This window comes from Kitasatospora sp. NPDC088783, from assembly GCF_044750705.1.
GTDB lineage: Bacteria > Actinomycetota > Actinomycetes > Streptomycetales > Streptomycetaceae > Kitasatospora > Kitasatospora fiedleri.
The window spans coordinates 335,633-352,707 of the sequence record NZ_JBIVKJ010000004.1; the positions used below are offsets into that span (position 1 = coordinate 335,633).

Below are 17,075 nucleotides of genomic sequence, written 5' to 3' on the forward strand. Positions count from 1 at the left end.
GCCCGCTTACGGTGTCCGAATCCGGTATAGGAAAAACTGTGCACCGAGGTTGCGAGCCGTGCCCCCAGCGCCGCGGTTCGCGACCGAAGGTTCTGTTCAGCGATGGAGGTCGTCCGTGAGCACCGAGCACGCGAGTGGTACCACCCCGCCGGAGAAGGCCGCCGAGCCCGCCGGCACCGAGGCGGTGGCCGCCGGCTCCGGTACGCCCGCCCCCGCACCCGCCCCCGCCTACCTGGACGCCCCGCCGCCGGTGCTGCCCCAGGCCCCGGGCCAGGCCCCGGCTCCTGCCCCGGTCGAGCAGACCATCCAGCTCGGCAAGGTGCCCGACGCGCCGCAGGCCGCCGCCCCGGCCGTCCCGGCCGCGCCCGCCGTCCCGGTGGACGCGCCGCCGCCGTTCCAGAACCCGTACGGGACGGTCGCCGAGCCGGTCAGCCCGTACGGCCGGCCGGACGAGGCGCAGACCGCGGTCAACCCGGCCGTCGCCCCCGTGCCGCTGCTCCAGGAGGCGCCGGGTGCCCCGGGCGCTCCGGGTGGCCCGGGTGCGCCCGGCGACCCCGGTGCGCCGCAGCACTCGCAGCACCCGTTCGGCGCCGGCCACCCGGTCGGCGGCTGGGGGCACCCGTCCGGCGGCGACACCGCGGGCGGCGCGGGCGGGCCCGGCACGCCGTGGGGGGCGCCGCAGCCCGGCGCCGGCGGCCCCGGCAAGCGCAAGCGCGGCTCGCTGATCGCCCTGGTCGCGGCCGTCGCCCTGGTGGCGGGCCTGGCGGGCGGTGCGATCGGCGCGTCCGTCGCCGACAACGGCAAGAACAGCGGCGGCTCCAGCGCCAGCCGCAACAGCACCACCGTGGCGGTCGGCAACACCCACCAGAACCTCGACCGGGCCCCCGACTCGGTCGCCGGGATCGCCGCGAAGGCGCTGCCGTCCACCGTCACCATCAAGGCCGAGGGCTCCAGCGAGTCCGGCACCGGCACCGGTTTCGTCTTCGACACCGAGGGCCACATCCTGACCAACAACCACGTGGTCGCCCCCGCCGCCAACGGCGGCAAGCTCACCGTCAAGTTCTCCGACGGCTCCTCGTACAGCGCCTCGGTGGTCGGCCGCGCCGAGGGCTACGACGTCGCGGTGGTCCGGCTCGACAACCCGCCGACCGACAAGCTCACCCCGCTGCCGCTCGGCGACTCCGACAAGGTCGCCATCGGCGACGCCACCATCGCCATCGGCGCCCCCTACGGCCTGGAGGGCACCGTCACCACCGGCATCATCTCGGCCAAGGACCGCCCGGTGGCCTCCGGCGACGAGACCGGCGCCCAGGCGTCCTACATGAACGCCCTGCAGACCGACGCCTCGATCAACCCGGGCAACTCCGGCGGCCCGCTGCTCGACGCCTCCGGCTCGGTGATCGGCATCAACTCGGCGATCCAGTCCAACACCAGCGGCAACGGCCGGGCCGGCTCCATCGGCCTCGGCTTCGCCATCCCGATCAACCAGGCCAAGTGGGTCGCCCAGACCCTGATCAAGGACGGCACCCCCGTCTACGCGATCCTCGGCGTCCTGCGCAACGACTCCTACACCGGCGACGGCGCCCAGATCGCCACCGCCGCCGTCCAGGGCACCCCCGCCGTCACCCCCGGCGGCCCCGCCGACCAGGCCGGCCTCAAGGCGGGCGACGTCATCACCAAGCTCGGCGGCATCGCCATCGACAGCGGCCCGACCCTGGTCAGCGAAATCTGGACGCACAAGCCCGGCGAGAAGGTCGACGTCGAGTACAAGCGCGACGGCAAGGCCGCCAAGACCACCGTCACCCTCGGCGAACGCAAGGGCGACAACTGACCCCCGCCCCCGAAACGGTGTGCACCCCGAAACGGTGTGCACCCCACCGGCCCCGACCCGTTAGGCTGGCCTCCGCCGAGGAGGGTTGCCCGAGCGGCCTAAGGGACCAGTCTTGAAAACTGTCGTGGCTTCGCGCCACCGTGGGTTCAAATCCCACACCCTCCGCTGCGGTGGATGACACACCGGCCCGGGGCGGGTACCGACGGACAGTCGGTACCCGCCCCGGCGTGTTTTCCGGGCCCGACCTGGCCGGGTCCGACCCGGCCGGTACGCGCAGGCGGGGGTCAGTCGCGGGGGGACGCGTAGAGGCGGCGTTCCAGGAAGATCTCGACGAACACGGCGACCTTGGCGCGCAGGGCCCAGGGGTCGAAGGGCTTGACGATGAAGTCGACGGCGCCGGCCGCGTAGCCGCGCATCGAGTACTCGGGGTCGTTGCCGACGGCGGTGAGGAAGATGATCGGGATATCGCGGGTGCGGGCGCGGCGCTTGATGTGGGCGGCGGTCTCGTAACCGTCCATGCCGGGCATCTGGACGTCGAGGATGATCACCGCGAAGTCCGAGACGTCGGTCTCCAGCAGGGCCTTGAGGGCCTCGGGGCCGGAGGAGACGGAGACCACCTGGTGCCCGGAGGTGCCGAGGACGGCTTCCAGGGCGAGCAGGTTGGGGCGTTTGTCGTCGACCAGCAGGACCTTCGGGGGCGGGGCGGCGGTGCCGGGCAGCGGCGGGGCGGTGTGCGGTTCGACCAGGGTGACCAGTTCGGGGCCGGGCAGGGCGGCCCCGCGCTGGGTGTCGACCACGGCGAGTTGGCGCTCCAGCAGGTCGCAGCGCATCTCGGCGAACGCGACCTGGGCCCGGGCCTCCTCCAACTGGCTGATCAGGTCGGCTACTTGGGCGACGAGTAGGTCGCGCTCGGCCAGCAGGTCGCGTGCGGTGACCAGGCCGTGCTCGGTCAGCAGGCCGTGTTCGGCCAGGACGTCGCGCTCGGCCGGAAGGTCCCGTTCGGCGGGGAGCGCGGCCGGGCCGCCGTCCGCGCGGTGGTCGGCCTCCAGGCGTTTCAGGCGCCGGTCCAGGTCGGCGAGCAGGCCGCGCTGGTCGTCCAGCGCGCTGTCCAGCCGTTCGCGGCGGGCGGAGGTGGAGCGGGCCCGGGCGTCGGCGGCCTTCAGCTGGTCCTCCAGTTGGTGCACGGCCTGGCTGATCGAGTCGGTGGTCCGGACGGCGGCCCGGCGCAGCAGGCGCAGCCGTTCGAGGGCCGCCGGTTCAATCCGGGTGCCGTGCTCCCGCTCGATCTCGCGGACCAGGTCGTCGATGAAGTCCTGCGGGGCGATCCGGGTGCCCGACAGGTAGCGCGAGAGCGTGCCGGGGCTGACGCAGCAGCGCACGGCGCAGCGGCGCAGCGAGATCGAGAGCTGGGCGAACAGTTCGCGCAGCGCCTCCGCGAACTCCCGGCACTGCTTGTTGAGCTTGTCGTCCAGGGGCTGTAGATCGCCCATGTCCTCATTCCTCCGCACGGCCCGGGCCCGGTCGGTGCCGGGCCTGCCGTGTTCTCCGACGTGCTCGTACCTGCTCTGCTCGGACGTACTGCGACGCGCCCGGACGCGTTCGGACGTGCTGTGCTGTGCCGGGCTGCGAGGCGCTGCTCCTGCGGCGGCGCCCCGGTCAGTCCGGCCGGGGCGAGCCGACGAGCGGGGCCGTCCCGTCCGCCGCGGCGAGGGCGCCCCGGCGGGTCGCGGGCGCCGGCCCCCTGGGGTGCGGGAAGCGGGCGTCCCGCGGCTCCGGGTGGATCACGGCCGAACTGCGCGGGGTGTAGGCCCGGCTCCAGGCGCCGGCCCAGTGCACGGCGTCCGCCGCCGGGACGCCGCAGGCCCGGACGAAGGCGTCCAGCAGCACCGGGGACGGGGGCATCTCCCGGCGGAGCACCAGGTTGAGCGTGCTGCGCGGGAGCTGGCCGAGCCCACCGGCCCGCTTCTCCAGCTGGCGCAGGGACGGGCGTCCGATCCGGCGGTGCAGGTGCACCATCGCGGCCCACAACTCGCTCGGGGTGTCGACCAGTCTGATGTCGCGGGGCCGGTCCACCGGCGGCGGCGCCTCGGCCTGGCGGGCGGCCCGCCAGCGGGTCCGGACCGCCGCCAGCTCCTTCTTGTCGGCGCCGCACCCGCGGACGTACGCCTCCACCACCTCCAGCGGCGGCACCGCTTCGCCGCTCGCGGCCCGGGAGAGCCGGGAGGCGGTCAGCCCGGTGGCCGTACCCAGCTGGGAGTAGGTGAGGCCCGCGCGCCGGCGCAGTTGGCGCAGGTGCTGCGCCAGCGCCGCGGACTCCTTCGTACGTTCGGTGACGGGCCGCTCGGGGCGTCCCACCGGATCAGCCCTCCAACGCGACCAGACGCGGGCGCCGACCGGCCCGCACCGAGACGATGACGCCCGTCGAGACGGTGCCGACGCCGCCGAGCAGGGCCAGCACGCTCTCGGCGGCGGCACCGGAGCGGACGAGGACGACGACGGCCACGGCCAGCACGATGACGATCACCGCCTCGACCCCGGAGATCCCGGAGCCGCCGAGGGAACCTGAGCCACGGAAACCACCGGAGCCACGGAAACCACCGGGGCCGCCGAACGAACCGGCTCTGCCGGAACCGCCGGGACTTCCGAAACCGGCGACGGGCCGGACGCCGGTCCCCACGCAGGCGGTGACGGCGGGAATGCGCTGGTGCAAGGGGTTCTCTCCTAGCCGAAAGGGGCGGACTCCACCGGGACCTCGCGGTCCGGGCCGCAATCGATCGACCGGGAGTTTGCCGACTCCCGATTCGGCGGCGGATGAATCATCCCACCCCGTCCGGTGGTCGCCCGGACGGCCGATGGTTGTCAACTCGCTTTTGTTGCAAGGCCGTCCAGTCGGCAGGTGGCCCGAGGATCGGGTTTCGACCGGATCGCCGGGGCGCAAACGCCGGGTGCCGCCGGGGTGCCACCCCGGGCGGAAAGGGCGGCATGTTCATTCACTGAATGCCCTGACCAGGCGCGATTCGCGTCCCGGCTGTACACCCGGGCCCGAAGGGGGAGGAACATTAGCATTTTGAACCATCAGATACACACCGCCCGCCGGTTGATGCGGACTTGTCCAGATCCCGATTGCAGGGGGCCAGCGTCGCATGTGAGTCTTCCCCCGCACGGTGTTGCCATTGCGCAACACTGGACATTCCCTAGGCGTACGCGGACTCCACCGACACCTCCGGGGACTGCGAGCGGACGGCGTTGCCGCGCCCCCGCTCGCCGCAGGTGGTGTGCCGCCAGGCGCGCCACCTGCCGCCTTTTCCGGCCGACCACGCGGCCCCTCCCGAACCGCCCCGTCCGGACGCCCGCCGGTACGGCAGGTGACCGGCCCGGCCCGGTGTTCCCGGGAACGCCCCACGGCAACACGACCCGTCCGCTCCCCTCCGCAGCACGACCCGCCCGCCGCCCGGGGTCAGAACAGCGTCGGCGGCTCGTCCGGAACGGGGAGGCCGGGGAGCGCGTCCTGCCACCGGGTGGCCTCGCTGAGCGGGAGCTGGCGCATGCTGCCGGTGCAGAGGCTGAGCGAGCGGCGGTCGCGCTTGTGGTCGTGGATGACGCCGTAGCCGGTACGGCGGGTAGGCATCAGGGCGACCGGTCGGTCGCAGTCGGGGCACTGGATCCGTGGTGCGCGCATGGGTACCAGGGTGCCGGAGCCGACCGACAGCGCGACAGGGGGCGGCGGGGGCGGTTGTCCGGCCGGGGCCGGGGGAGTGGGATGGGCGTGTGGACGAGGCGAGTGGAGGTCTTTGCCGTGGGTGAGTTGGTCGAACGGCTGCGCGCGGGGCTGCCCGACGGTGCGGTGGCGGTGGATCCGGACGTGACGGCCGCGTACGCGCGGGACATGGCCGGGTTCTGCGCTGCGGGCGAACCGGCGGTGCTGGTGTTCCCGGAGACGGTCGAGCAGGTGCGGTTCGTGCTGCGGACGGCGACCGAGCTGCGGGTCCCGGTGGTGCCGCAGGGCGCCCGGACGGGACTGTCGGGCGGGGCGAACGCGGTGGACGGCTGCATCCTGCTGTCGCTGACCAGGATGAACCGGATCCTGCACCTCGACGCGGTCGACCGGATCGCCGTGGTGCAGCCGGGCGTGGTCAACGCCGAGCTGTCCCGCGCCGCCGAGGCCCTGGGCCTGTCCTACCCGCCGGACCCGTCGAGCTGGGAGTCCTGCACCATCGGCGGCAACATCGGCACCGGCGCCGGCGGCCTGTGCTGCGTGAAGTACGGGGTGACCAGCGAGTACGTGCTCGGCCTGGACGTGGTGCTGGCGGACGGGCGGCTGCTGCGGACGGGACGGCGCACCGCCAAGGGCGTCGCCGGGTACGACCTGACCCGGCTGCTGGTCGGCTCGGAGGGCACCCTGGGCGTGGTGGTCGAGGCGGTGCTGGCGCTGCGCCCCGCGCCGGGGCCTCAGCTGGTGCTGGCCGCGGAGTTCGACTCGGTGGACGCCGCCGGGCGGGCGGTGTGCGAGGTGATGGCGGCCGGGCACGCGCCCTCGCTGATGGAGCTGATGGACGCCACCACCGTCCGGGCGGTCAACGAGATGGCGCGGATGGGCCTGCCGGAGTCGACCCGGGCCCTGCTGCTGGTCGCCTTCGACGGCCCGGACCAGCGCGAGCGGCTGGCCGAGGTCGAGTCGCTGTGCACCGCCGCCGGGGCCACCGGGGTGGTGCCGGCCGAGGACCGGGCGGAGTCCGAACTGCTGCTCCAGGCGCGGCGGTTGTCGCTGCCCGCGCTGGAGCGGATGGGCACCACGATGATCGACGACGTGGCGGTGCCGCGGAGCGCGCTGGCCGCGATGCTGAATGGCGTCGCCGAGATCGCCGACCGGCACCGGCTGACCATCGGCGTGGTCTCGCACGCGGGCGACGGCAACACCCACCCGGTGGTGATCTTCGACGCCAAGGACGAGGAGCAGACGGCCCGGGCCCGGAGTTCCTTCGACGAGATCATGGCGCTCGGCCTGGAACTGGGCGGGACGGTGACCGGCGAGCACGGCATCGGCCTGCTGAAGCGCGAGTGGCTGGCCCGGGAGCTGGGCCCGGTCGGACTGGAGCTGCAGCGCCAGATCAAGGCGGCGTTCGACCCGCTGGGCATCCTCAACCCGGGCAAGATGCTCTGACCCGCTCGGCCGCCCGTCCGCTCGGCCGCCCGTCCGCTCGGCCGTCCGCTCGCTCGGCCGTCCGCTCGCTCGGCCGTCCGGCCGGTCGGGTTCCTGCTTCGACCCCCCGACCCCCAGCCGCAGAGAAAATTTCCCGATCATCACAAGATGATGGTCGGGAAATTCGCCTGCCATTTACCCGACCATCATAGTGTGGCATCCGGATGGTATGAGGAATTTCGGCAGTGGCTGAATATCGACTTTGTGCGGTCATGCGACCCCGGCGGGGCGCGGCCGGACCGTTCGTGCGCCCCGGGGCTTGCGCGACTCGCCGGAAACCGGTCGCCGCGCCCCCGCCCGGACGGCGGTACGGCTCCCGCCGTCCGGGCGAATCGCCAGCTCGCAGACGGTGTGTCTGTCGACGAACCGATCGGGCCGGGATTATGCGCCAGTGCCGCCGCGTCACGCTAATGGGGGAAAAGGCTCAGCGGTGCTGGTGCTTTGTCGATTTGTTGCGGAAGTCTGTCCCTCGGCGTCGCAGCCCCCGGAGCCTCGTCTGGCCGCGAACTCCGGAACACCTTTTTTCCAGCTCGCAATAACCGGCAAGAACCAACCAAGAACCAACGGAGGGAATCCCATGGCGCGCTTCCGCACCACACGCCTGGCCGCGCTGGTCGCGTCCGTCCCGCTCGCAGCGGGTCTGCTGCTGGCCGGGGCGGGTGCCGCGGCGGCCGACAACGGTGCGGCTGCCGGTCACGGCTCGAACAGCAGCGTGGTCTCGGACTTCGGCAGCGGCAACATCTTCGGGCCGGTCGACGGCAACTACAACTCCACCCAGCAGACGGCGACCGGTGCCGGTGCGTCGAACCAGAACAACACCCTCGGGGTGAAGGGGAACACCGGGGTCGTCTACGCCGACCAGTCCAACAAGAACTTCAACCTCGTCTTCGCGCCGGTCTACTCGTACTGACCTCCCGGCGGGAGGTGCGCACGGACCGGCGGGGGCGCCGGACCGGACGGAGCACGGACCGCCGGAGCACCCGGGAGTGGAAAGGGTCACCGCCTCGGGGCGTACAACGGACGACGATCGGAACCCCTCGGGGGCGCGGCACCGCCACACGACGGCTGCCGCGCCCCCGAGGCGCGTCCCGGTCCGGTCCGGCCGGGGCCGGTCCACCCGGCGGCCCAACAGCCCAGCGCCCCCCGGCGGCCCAGCGCGGCTCAGCGGCGCGCGGTCAGCGTCGCCCCCACGCTCGCGGCGACCACGCAGCAGATGCCCAGCACCTGCGGCAGCCCCAGCACCTGGCCGAGCACCAGCAGGCCGACCAGGGCGCTGACCGCCGGGTCCAGGCTGACGATCACGCTGAACACCCGCTGCGACATCCGGCGCAGCGCGGTCATCTCCAGTGCGTACGGCAGCACCGGGAAGAGCAGCGCGACCCCCGCGACGGCGAGCAGCAGCAGCCCGGGGGAGTCGGAACCGGACAGGCCGTGCACCGCCTCGGCGGCGCCGAACGGGGCGAGCACGACGGTGCCGATGGTGAACGACACCGCCAGGCCCTCGAAGCCCTTGAAGGCCGCGCCGACCTTGTCGGTGAACAGGATGTAGCCCGCGTAGCAGGCGGCCGCGCCGAACGCGCAGGCCAGGCCGACCGGGTCCAGGCCGCCCGGGCCGGAGCCGCCCTCGCCGCCCAGCAGGGTGAGCAGGGCGACCCCGGCGGCGGCCAGCGCCGCCCACAGCACGTGCCCGGCGCGGCGGGCGAAGACCAGGGCGACGGCCAGCGGGCCGAGGAACTCGATGGTAGCCGCGGTGCCCATCGGCAGCCGGTCGACGGCGCCCGCGAACAGCAGGGTCATCCCGGCGGAGGCGACGCCGAGCAGTCCGGCCATCGCCAGGTCCCGCCGACTGCGGCCGCGCAGCCGGGGCCGGGTGACGGCGAGCAGCACGACGGCGGCGAAGGAGATCCGCAGGAAGGTCGCACCCGCCACCCCCAGCACCCCGAACAGCGGCTTGGACGCCGCCACCCCGAGCTGCACCGCCAGCATCGACACCAGGCAGAGCACCGGAGCCGGGACGCGCCCCAGCCGCTGCCGGACACCGTGCACCCGTCGCACGTCCGGTCGTCGCACGCCGGGGCGGCGCAGGCCGCCCGCCCGTGCCCGGCCGGAACCGGAGTCGGCCTTCGAAACGGAGGCGACGCCCGGGAGCTCGCTTGTGCTTTCAACGGTGAGGGACGTGCCTGGCATGTGATCGAGTCTGGCGTAAGGAGTGGAAATGGTCAAAGACGGTTACCGGTGAGCGTCGCCACAGAGCCACCCGGGTGACCGGGCGACGGCGACGGCGTGTCCTGCCGGGCAGGCTGACGGCCCGTCAGTAGTTCTGGAGGGTGCGCTACCTCGGCCCCGCGGCCCTGACGGCCGCGTCACTCGTCCTGCTGCTCGCCACCGACCAGGGGGCCGTCGGAATGCCGACGACCGGCCCGACCGCCGCCATCGCCCCCGCCCCCGTCCCCGCTTCCACCTCCACCTCCACTTCCGTCTCCGCCTCCGCACCCCGGCAGCCCCAGCCGCTCGCCCCCGAACTCGCCGCCCAGCAGCCGCCGGCCCGGCAGCTGCCCGCGGTGGCACACCAGGCCGCCGCGCTGACCGAGGCCCGGACCGAGGCGCGGACCGCCGCCACGGCACCGCCCGTCCGGTTGCGTCGGACGCTGCTGGCCGACCCGTTGAGCGCGCGCCGGGAACCGCTGCCCGCCGAGGTGTTCACCGGCGCCGGGTTCGACGCCTGCTCCGCGCCGCCGGTGGAGACCATGCGCGCCTGGTGGGGCACCTCCCCGTACGGCGCGGTCGGGATCTACACCAGCGGACGGCAGCGGGCCTGCGGCCAGTCCCGGCTGACGGCGGCCTGGGTGAGCGAGGTCCGCGAGATGGGCTGGCAGCTGATCCCCACCCACGTCGGACGGCAGGCCCCGTGCATGGCGCCGAGCAACAAGGTGCAGCGGATCGACCCGGCGAAGGCGGTCCAGCAGGGCAAGGAGGAGGCGGCCGAGGCGGTGCGCGCGGTGAAGAACCTCGGGCTGCGCACCGGCACCCCCGTCTACCTGGACATCGAGGCGTACCCGAGCGGCAACCGGGCGTGCAGCCAGGCGGTGATGGACTTCACCGTCGCCTGGACGCAGGCGCTGCACCGGGCGGGCTTCCGCTCCGGCTTCTACTCCTCCACCAACTCGGGGGTGGCCGACCTGGCCGCCGCCGCCCGGGCCGGCAGCGGTCCGCTCCCGGACGCGGTCTGGTACGCCAACTGGGACGACCGGGCCACCACCACCGACGGCGCGGGCCGACTCGGCGACGACCTGTGGGTCGGCCACTCCCGGATCCACCAGCACCACGGCAACGCCCAGGAGAGCTACGGCGGCGCCGCACTGGCCATCGACCGCAACCAGGTGGACGCCCCGGTCGCCCGCTGAGCAGCGCTGAGGAGCGCTGAGGAGCCGGGGGCGGCCGGAAGCACGCACGGCCACCCGGCCCCCACGCCCCGCGACCTGCGGGGAGCGGGGTCGGTCTCATCTCGGTTGCGACTACTGACAGCGGGGGTGTGCCGGGGAAACAATCGGAGAAATCGCTTGCTACCTGCGGGTAGCAACGTGCCGGCCGGTCAAGGAGGACCCGCGTGTACAGCACGATGCAGGACGTTCCGCTCACGGTTGCCCGGATTCTGCAGCACGGCTCCACCATCCACGGCCGGTCGACCGTCACCACCTGGACCGAGGACGGCCCGGTGGTGCGGACCTTCGCCGAGATCGGTGCCCGGGCCGGACAGCTCGCCCACGCCCTCCGCGACGAGCTCGGGGTGACGGACGGGAGCGTCGTGGCGACGCTGATGTGGAACAACACCGAGCACCAGGAGGCGTACCTGGCCATACCGTCCATGGGCGCGGTGCTGCACACCCTGAACCTGCGGCTGCCCGCGCACCAGCTGGTCTACATCGTCAAGCACGCCGCTGACCGGGTGATCATCGTCAACGGCACGGTGCTCCCGCTGCTGGCCGCCGTGCTGCCGCAGCTGGCCGGGACGGTCGAGCACATCGTGGTGTCCGGGGCGTACGACCCGGCGCTGCTGGCCGGGTTCGACGGGACGGTGCACGAGTACGAGGCGCTGATCGCGGGCCGGCCGACCGACTACCCGTGGCAGACCGACATCGATGAGAAGCAGGCCGCCGCGCTCTGCTACACCTCCGGCACCACCGGCGACCCCAAGGGCGTGGTCTACAGCCACCGCTCGATCTACCTGCACTCGATGCAGATCATCGCCGCCTCCAGCTTCGGCCTGACCGCCCGCGACACCGTGCTGCCGGTCGTGCCGATGTTCCACGTCAACGCCTGGGGCATCCCGCACGCGGCGTTCATGACCGGTTCGAGCCTGCTGATGCCGGACCGCTTCCTGCAGCCCAAGCCGCTCGCCGAGATGATCGACCGGGTCAAGCCGACCTTCGGCGCGGCCGTCCCGACCATCTGGACCGGCCTGCTGGACGAGCTGGACGCCGGCGACTACGACACCTCCACCCTGGAGACCGTCGTCATCGGCGGCTCGGCCTGTCCGCCCGCGCTGATGCGGGCCTTCCAGGAGCGGCACGGCATCCGGGTGATCCACGCCTGGGGCATGACCGAGACCTCCCCGCTGGGCACCGTCGCGCACCCGCCGGCCGGCGTCACCGGCGAGGACGAGTGGGCGTACCGGGTCACCCAGGGCGTCTTCCCGGCCTCCGTGCAGGCGCGGCTGATCGGCCCCGGCGGCGAGCCGGTGCCGCACGACGGCACCGCCGAGGGCGAGCTGGAGGTGCGCGGGCCGTGGATCGCCGCGGCGTACTTCGGCGGCGCGGGGAACGAGGCCGAGTCCCCCGAGGACAAGTTCAGCCCGGACGGCTGGCTGCGCACCGGCGACGTCGGCACCATCACCGCCGACGGCTACCTGACCCTCACCGACCGGGCCAAGGACGTGATCAAGTCCGGTGGCGAGTGGATCAGTTCGGTCGCGCTGGAGAACCACCTGATGGCGCACCCGGAGGTCGCCGAGGCCGCGGTGGTGGCCGTCCCGGACGAGAAGTGGGGCGAGCGCCCGCTGGCCACCGTGGTGCTGCGGCCCGGTGCCACGGCCGGTCTGCCCGAGCTGCGGGCCTTCCTGGCCGAACGGGTCGCCTCCTGGCAGCTGCCGGAGCGCTGGTCGCTGATCGAGTCGGTGCCGAAGACCTCGGTCGGCAAGTTCGACAAGAAGGTGATCCGGGCGGACTACGCGGCGGAGCGCCTCGACGTGACGGTGCTCGGCAAGTCCGACAAGAGCTGACGCCGGACGGCCCTCCTCGGGGAAGCTCCGGGGACCGGTTGGGAATACCCCGTGGGGGTATGTAGTTCTTCGTGGTCGGAGGAACCCGCACCGGTTCGGTCGAGGAGGGCCGTCATGGAGCACAGCACGCACCAGGGGCACGCGCAGCACGCCCCGCACCCGCACCCCGGGCACGGCGACGGTGGCGGCAGCGGCTGGCGCACCGCCGCGCAGGCGACCCTGCACTGCCTCACCGGCTGCGCCATCGGCGAGGTGCTCGGCCAGGTGATCGGCGTCGGCCTCGGCCTGCACAACGGCGCGACCGTGGTGCTGTCGACCGCGCTCGCCTTCGTGTTCGGCTACGCGTTGACCATGCGGGGCGTGCGGAGGGCCGGTCTGCCCTTCCGGGCCGCGCTGAAGGTCGCGCTGGCCGCCGACACCGTGTCGATCATCGTCATGGAGCTGATCGACAACGGCGTCATGGTGACCGTTCCCGGGGCGATGGACGCGGGTCTCGGCCAGGCGCTGTTCTGGGCGTCGCTGGCCGGCTCCCTGGTGCTGGCCTTCCTGGTCACCGTCCCGGTCAACCGCTGGCTGATCGGCCGCGGCCGGGGCCACGCGGTGGTCCACGCCTACCACTGACCCCGGCCACCACCCCGGCTGCTCGGCGTCCGGCGGCGACGGTGTTGGTTGCCGGTGACCGACCCGTCGGCGCCGTCGACCGCCACCAGGTGCCGGACGCCGTCCGGCCCGAGCACCTCCACCGGCCAGGAACCGCCGCCGACCCGGTCGCCACCCGACTCCTGGACCTGGGCCTGCGGGTCACCGGAGTACCGGCCGACCGGGCTGCCGACCGCGTCCCGATCCTGGACGAACTCGCCTCCGGGGAAAGGGTGTTGGGCAACCGAACCCGGCTGACCGGGCTGCTCGCCAACCTGGTCGACAACGTCCGGCGCTACGCCGCGGGCCGGGTGGAGGTCGAGCTGTCCGTCGAGGAGCACGAGGGGGTGCTGGAGGTGCGCGACGACGGCCCGGGCATCCCGGAGCCGGGCCGGCAGCGGGTGTTCGAGCGCTTCACCCGGCTCGACGACGACCGCAGCCGCGAACTCGGCGGCGCCGGGCTGAGGTTGGCCATCGCCCGCGACCTGGCCGAGCACCACGGCGGCATCCTGCGCGCCGCCAGGATCGCCGCACGGCGCCCGCCTGGTGGCCCGCCTCCCGTCGGCCGGGCCTCCCGGAGAAGGCGATTGACGACCCGTCAGAAGGAGGTGCTGCTACCCGCCCCCGCGAACTGGCCCAACGCGCCGATCCTGGCCAGCAGTTCGACGATCCGGCCCTGCACGTCCTCGGTGGTGGAGCGCTCGGCGAGGAACAGCACGTTCTCGCCGGTGCGCAGTCCGGCCCGGGCCTGCGGGTCCAGGTCGGCCGAGGTGTAGACGACCAGCGGGGTGCGGTGCAGGCGGTCGTTGGCGCGCAGCCAGTCGAGCAGCCCGAGGTTGCGGCGCTCGATCCGCTGGAGGTCCAGCACCACCAGGTTCGGCTGGAGGCTGCTGGCCCGGGCCACCGCCTCGTTCTCGTCGGCGGCGTGCTCGACGTGCATGCCGCGCCGCTCCAGGCTGGCCACCAGCGCCGCTGCGACCTCCGGGTCGGACTCCACCAGCAGCACCCGGGCCGCGTGGTTCTCGCCGTCCCGGGGCGCGAGCGCCCGCAGCAGCACCGCCGGGTCGGCGCCGTACGCGGCGTCCCGGGTGGCCTGGCCGAGGCCGGCGGCCAGCAGCACCGGCACCCGCCCGGCCAGCGCGGCGGTGCGCAGCGACTGCAGCGCGGTACGGGTGATCGGGCCGGTCAGCGGGTCGACGAACAGCGCGGCGGGGGCCTGCGGCACCTGCGCGTCCACCTCCTCGCGGGAGGCGACGACGACCGGCCGGAAGCCCCGGGTCTCCAGCGCGCCCCGGGTGGACGGGTCGGGCTCGGGCCACACCAGCAGCGGGCGCGGGCCGTCCTGCGGGAGGTCCCTGGCCCGGGCGAGTTCGGCCATCGGCCGGGGCGGGGTGCGCCCCTCGACGGGTGCGCCGCCCGGCCCGCCGGGCAGCGCCAGGGCCGCCCCGGGGCCGCCGCCCTCGCCGGGCCCGCCCTGCGGGGCCGTCCCGCCCAGGCGCTGGCCGTTCAGCAGGACGGGGTCGACCGCGGAGGGGCCGCTCCCGCCGACGGGCAGCGCGTTCTGGGCGGGTGCCTGGCCCGGCACCGGAGCGCCGGGGAACGCGGCCGGGAAACCGCCCATCGGCCGCGGCGGCAGCAACTCGCCCAGTCCGCTGCCGACCGGCTCGGGGGCCTGCGGGGCGGCGTCCGCCCCGGCGGGCAGCGCCGCGGCGGCGGGGCGGGCGACCTCCAGCGCGCCGTTCGACGGCCCGGCGTCCGGAGCACCGGTGCCCGGAGCACCAGCGCCCGGTGCCGGTGCGGCCGGCGGGGCCGGGTCGGCGGCGGGAACGGGCGGCAGGACCGCCGTGACCTCCTCCGCGCTCTGGGCGGTGTCGGCGGGCAGCGCGAGCCGCCGCCGGCGTCCGGTGGGCTGGGCGGTCGGGGTGACCGGCTCCGGGGTGGCGGCCGCCAGCGCGCTCTCCAGGCCCGGGTAGACGGGCGTCCCGGGGTCGGGGACGCCGGGGATGCGCAGTGCCCCGGAGCTGTCGCCGGGCGCGGCCTGCGCGGCGGCCCGGCGGGCCCGCCGCCCGGAGCGGGCGCCGCCCTCGGGGCCCTCGGCCGGTCCGAGGGCGATCGCGCCGCCGCCGGAGGTGTCGTCCGCGGCCGGCCCGGCGCCGAGCGCGATCGGCCCGCGCGGGGCCTGCTGCTCCGGCGCGTCCCGGCCCTCGCGCGCCTCGGCGGCCCGGGCCCGGCGGCGGCCGGAGCCCTGGGTGTCGTCGGCGCGCGCCCCGGTGCCCGAGGCCGCCGGGGTGCCCGCAGCCGCCGGGTCGCCCGACGCCCCGCCCTCGGCCGGACGCGGTCCGGCCGGAGCGTCCGGACCCGCCGGACCGGCCTGCCCGGGCAGGTCCGGGATCATCGCGGTGTCGGAGTCCTTGGGGACGTGCTGCTGCTTGTCCGGCCCGCCGGACGCGTCGCCGTCGGGGTCGAGCGGCAGTTCCACCACGTAGGTGGCGCCGCCCCCGTCGGGCAGGTCGTGGCGCTGGAGCACGCCGCCGTGCCGCTGGACGGCGGCCCGGGCGATCGGCAGGTGCACGGCGCTGGAGCTGCGGGCGGGGCCGCGCACCTCGATCCGGGCGACGTCGCCGCGCCGGGCGGCGGCCAGCACCACCATCGGGGGCTGTTCGCCGGCCGGCGCGGGCCCGGCGAACGAGGCCCCGGCGGGGCCCTCGCCCTCGGTCCGGGCCGGCCCGGGGACGGGCGTGACGCCGCTGACGTCGGCCACCAGGTGGGCGAGCGCCCGGGCGAGCCGCTCGCGGTCGGCGAGCACCTTCACGGCGGCGGCGTGCACCGAGTAGCGGACCCGGCCGGGTCCGACGAGTTCCCCGGCCCGGTCGACGGCGAGCTGCACGACCTCGTCCAGGCCGACCCGCTCGCGGTCGAGGGACGCCTTGCCGCGGTCGGCGGCGGCCTCGAAGCGCTGGTGCTCCAGCACGCCGTCGATCAGCTTCCCGAACCGGCGGCACTCGTCGGCGAGCCGGCGCAGCGTCCAGTTGGCCTCGGGCCAGAGCTGCCCGGCGGGGTCGGCGGCCAGCGCGTCGATCCGGCCGTGCAGCGCGGTGAGCGCCCCGCCGAGTTCGCTCTCCAGGACGGCGGTGAGGTGCTCGTTGCGGGCGGCGAGGGCGAGTTCGCGGGTGCGGTCGGTGAAGGTCATCACCGCGCCGACCAGCTGTTCGCCGTCCCGGACGGGGGCGGTGGTCAGGTCGACGGTGACCGGCCGGCCGTCCTTGCGCCACAGCACGGTGTCGCGGATCCGGTGCTTGCGGCCGGAGTGCAGGGTGTCCATCAGCGCGGAGCTCTCGGCGGCGAGCGGGCTGCCGTCGGGCTGCGAGTGCTGGATCAGCGGGTGCAGCTCGCGGCCGCCGAGCTCGCTGGCCCGGAAGTCCAGGATGTGCGCGGCGGCCGGGTTGACCAGCACCACGCGGCCCTCCAGGTCGACGCCGAGGACGCCCTCGGCGGCGGCGCGCAGGATCATCTCGGTCTGCTTGTGCTGGCGGCGCAGCTCGGACTCCACGCCGAGCCGGGCCGACATGTCGCGGACCAGGAGCAGCAGCAGGCCCTGGTCGTTGGTGTTGAAGGACAGGAAGCCGTGCGCCTCCCCGCCGCCCTCGTCGGTGAAGTCGTTCCCGGACACCTCGACGGTGAAGGCGGTGCCGTCGGTGCGCCGTGCGGTCATTCGGACCGGTCGGTCCAGGCTCTCGGTCTCGCTCGCGGGGGGCCGCATGGAACCGGGGATCCGACTGGGGTCGAACTCCGGCAGCAGGTCCAGCACGCCCATGCCGACCAGCGAGGTGCCGGGTGCCTGCAGGCTCTCCACGGCGGCCTTGTTGACGTCGACCACGGTGCCGTTGCTGTTCACCAGCAGCAGCGGTTCGGGCAGTGCATCGAGTATCGCGGCGAGGCGAGCAGCGCCTCGGGTCGGCCTGCTGCTCACGTCGACAGGTCTCCTCACGGCTTCGTGCCGCCGCTGCGACGGGCGGCTCTGGCTCTCCTCGGAGAGGGAAGTATCTCATTCTTCTTTGCGCCGTGGACGACCCGGCCAGTATCGTTGTGGTGGTTGGTGCCGGGGCCGTCGGCTGTGGCATCATCGC

Annotated in this window: 12 protein-coding genes, 1 tRNA gene and 1 pseudogene; 8 read left to right on the forward strand and 6 right to left on the reverse strand. The window is 74.4% G+C overall.

Features of this window, described 5'->3' with window-relative positions:
• The first annotated feature begins 115 nt into the window (after nucleotides 1-115).
• Together ACIP60_RS13990 and ACIP60_RS13995 are read left to right on the forward strand one after the other, a co-directional pair.
• Nucleotides 116-1,831 (forward strand): S1C family serine protease, encoded by a 1,716-nt coding sequence (locus tag ACIP60_RS13990; RefSeq protein ID WP_400683402.1) that lies wholly within the window; start codon nucleotides 116-118, stop codon nucleotides 1,829-1,831.
• A 79-nt stretch (nucleotides 1,832-1,910) separates the two neighbouring features.
• Nucleotides 1,911-1,996, forward strand: a tRNA-Ser gene (locus ACIP60_RS13995).
• 119 nt (nucleotides 1,997-2,115) lie between these two features.
• On the opposite strand, the gene ACIP60_RS14000 is transcribed toward ACIP60_RS13995, so the two are convergent.
• The 4 genes from ACIP60_RS14000 to ACIP60_RS14015 all read right to left on the reverse strand — a co-directional run bounded on the left by ACIP60_RS14000 (nucleotide 2,116) and on the right by ACIP60_RS14015 (nucleotide 5,510).
• On the reverse strand, nucleotides 2,116-3,321 hold the full coding sequence (locus ACIP60_RS14000; protein ID WP_400683405.1) for a response regulator: 1,206 nt from the start codon (nucleotides 3,319-3,321) through the stop codon (nucleotides 2,116-2,118).
• Nucleotides 3,322-3,487: 166 nt separating this feature from the next.
• Nucleotides 3,488-4,186: a helix-turn-helix domain-containing protein gene (locus ACIP60_RS14005; protein ID WP_400683407.1), complete on the reverse strand. Its 699-nt coding sequence runs from the start codon at nucleotides 4,184-4,186 to the stop codon at nucleotides 3,488-3,490.
• A 4-nt stretch (nucleotides 4,187-4,190) separates the two neighbouring features.
• Entirely contained in the window at nucleotides 4,191-4,355 is a 165-nt protein-coding gene (locus ACIP60_RS14010) for a hypothetical protein (RefSeq protein WP_400683410.1), read from the reverse strand.
• A 933-nt stretch (nucleotides 4,356-5,288) separates the two neighbouring features.
• A complete protein-coding gene (locus ACIP60_RS14015) occupies nucleotides 5,289-5,510 on the reverse strand; it encodes a hypothetical protein (RefSeq protein ID WP_159073139.1) in 222 nt (73 codons plus the stop codon).
• A gap of 117 nt (nucleotides 5,511-5,627) precedes the next feature.
• Between ACIP60_RS14015 and ACIP60_RS14020 the strand changes: the two genes are divergently transcribed.
• Both ACIP60_RS14020 and ACIP60_RS14025 read left to right on the forward strand, forming a co-directional pair.
• The gene (locus tag ACIP60_RS14020; RefSeq protein ID WP_400683413.1) at nucleotides 5,628-6,992 is read left to right on the forward strand and encodes an FAD-binding oxidoreductase; all 1,365 of its coding nucleotides are present in this window, start codon (nucleotides 5,628-5,630) and stop codon (nucleotides 6,990-6,992) included.
• A gap of 616 nt (nucleotides 6,993-7,608) precedes the next feature.
• Complete coding sequence (locus ACIP60_RS14025; RefSeq protein ID WP_400683415.1) at nucleotides 7,609-7,941, forward strand: hypothetical protein; 333 nt, start codon at nucleotides 7,609-7,611, stop codon at nucleotides 7,939-7,941.
• A 251-nt stretch (nucleotides 7,942-8,192) separates the two neighbouring features.
• Here ACIP60_RS14025 and ACIP60_RS14030 read toward each other — a convergent pair whose 3' ends face one another.
• The gene (locus tag ACIP60_RS14030; protein ID WP_400683418.1) at nucleotides 8,193-9,218 is read right to left on the reverse strand and encodes an EamA family transporter; all 1,026 of its coding nucleotides are present in this window, start codon (nucleotides 9,216-9,218) and stop codon (nucleotides 8,193-8,195) included.
• Nucleotides 9,219-9,358: 140 nt separating this feature from the next.
• Between ACIP60_RS14030 and ACIP60_RS14035 the strand changes: the two genes are divergently transcribed.
• From ACIP60_RS14035 to ACIP60_RS14050, 4 genes and pseudogenes are all read left to right on the forward strand, one after another.
• On the forward strand, nucleotides 9,359-10,435 hold the full coding sequence (locus ACIP60_RS14035) for a DUF1906 domain-containing protein (protein ID WP_400683421.1): 1,077 nt from the start codon (nucleotides 9,359-9,361) through the stop codon (nucleotides 10,433-10,435).
• A 203-nt stretch (nucleotides 10,436-10,638) separates the two neighbouring features.
• The gene (locus ACIP60_RS14040) at nucleotides 10,639-12,309 is read left to right on the forward strand and encodes a long-chain fatty acid--CoA ligase (protein ID WP_400683424.1); all 1,671 of its coding nucleotides are present in this window, start codon (nucleotides 10,639-10,641) and stop codon (nucleotides 12,307-12,309) included.
• Between the two features lie 114 nt (nucleotides 12,310-12,423).
• Entirely contained in the window at nucleotides 12,424-12,930 is a 507-nt protein-coding gene (locus ACIP60_RS14045; protein WP_400683426.1) for a DUF4396 domain-containing protein, read from the forward strand.
• 251 nt (nucleotides 12,931-13,181) lie between these two features.
• A pseudogene (locus ACIP60_RS14050) lies at nucleotides 13,182-13,454 on the forward strand (ATP-binding protein); the annotation flags it as partial.
• Nucleotides 13,455-13,546: 92 nt separating this feature from the next.
• On the opposite strand, the gene ACIP60_RS14055 reads toward ACIP60_RS14050, so the two are convergent.
• Complete coding sequence (locus ACIP60_RS14055) at nucleotides 13,547-16,918, reverse strand: PAS domain-containing protein (RefSeq protein WP_400683429.1); 3,372 nt, start codon at nucleotides 16,916-16,918, stop codon at nucleotides 13,547-13,549.
• Nucleotides 16,919-17,075 lie beyond the last annotated feature (157 nt).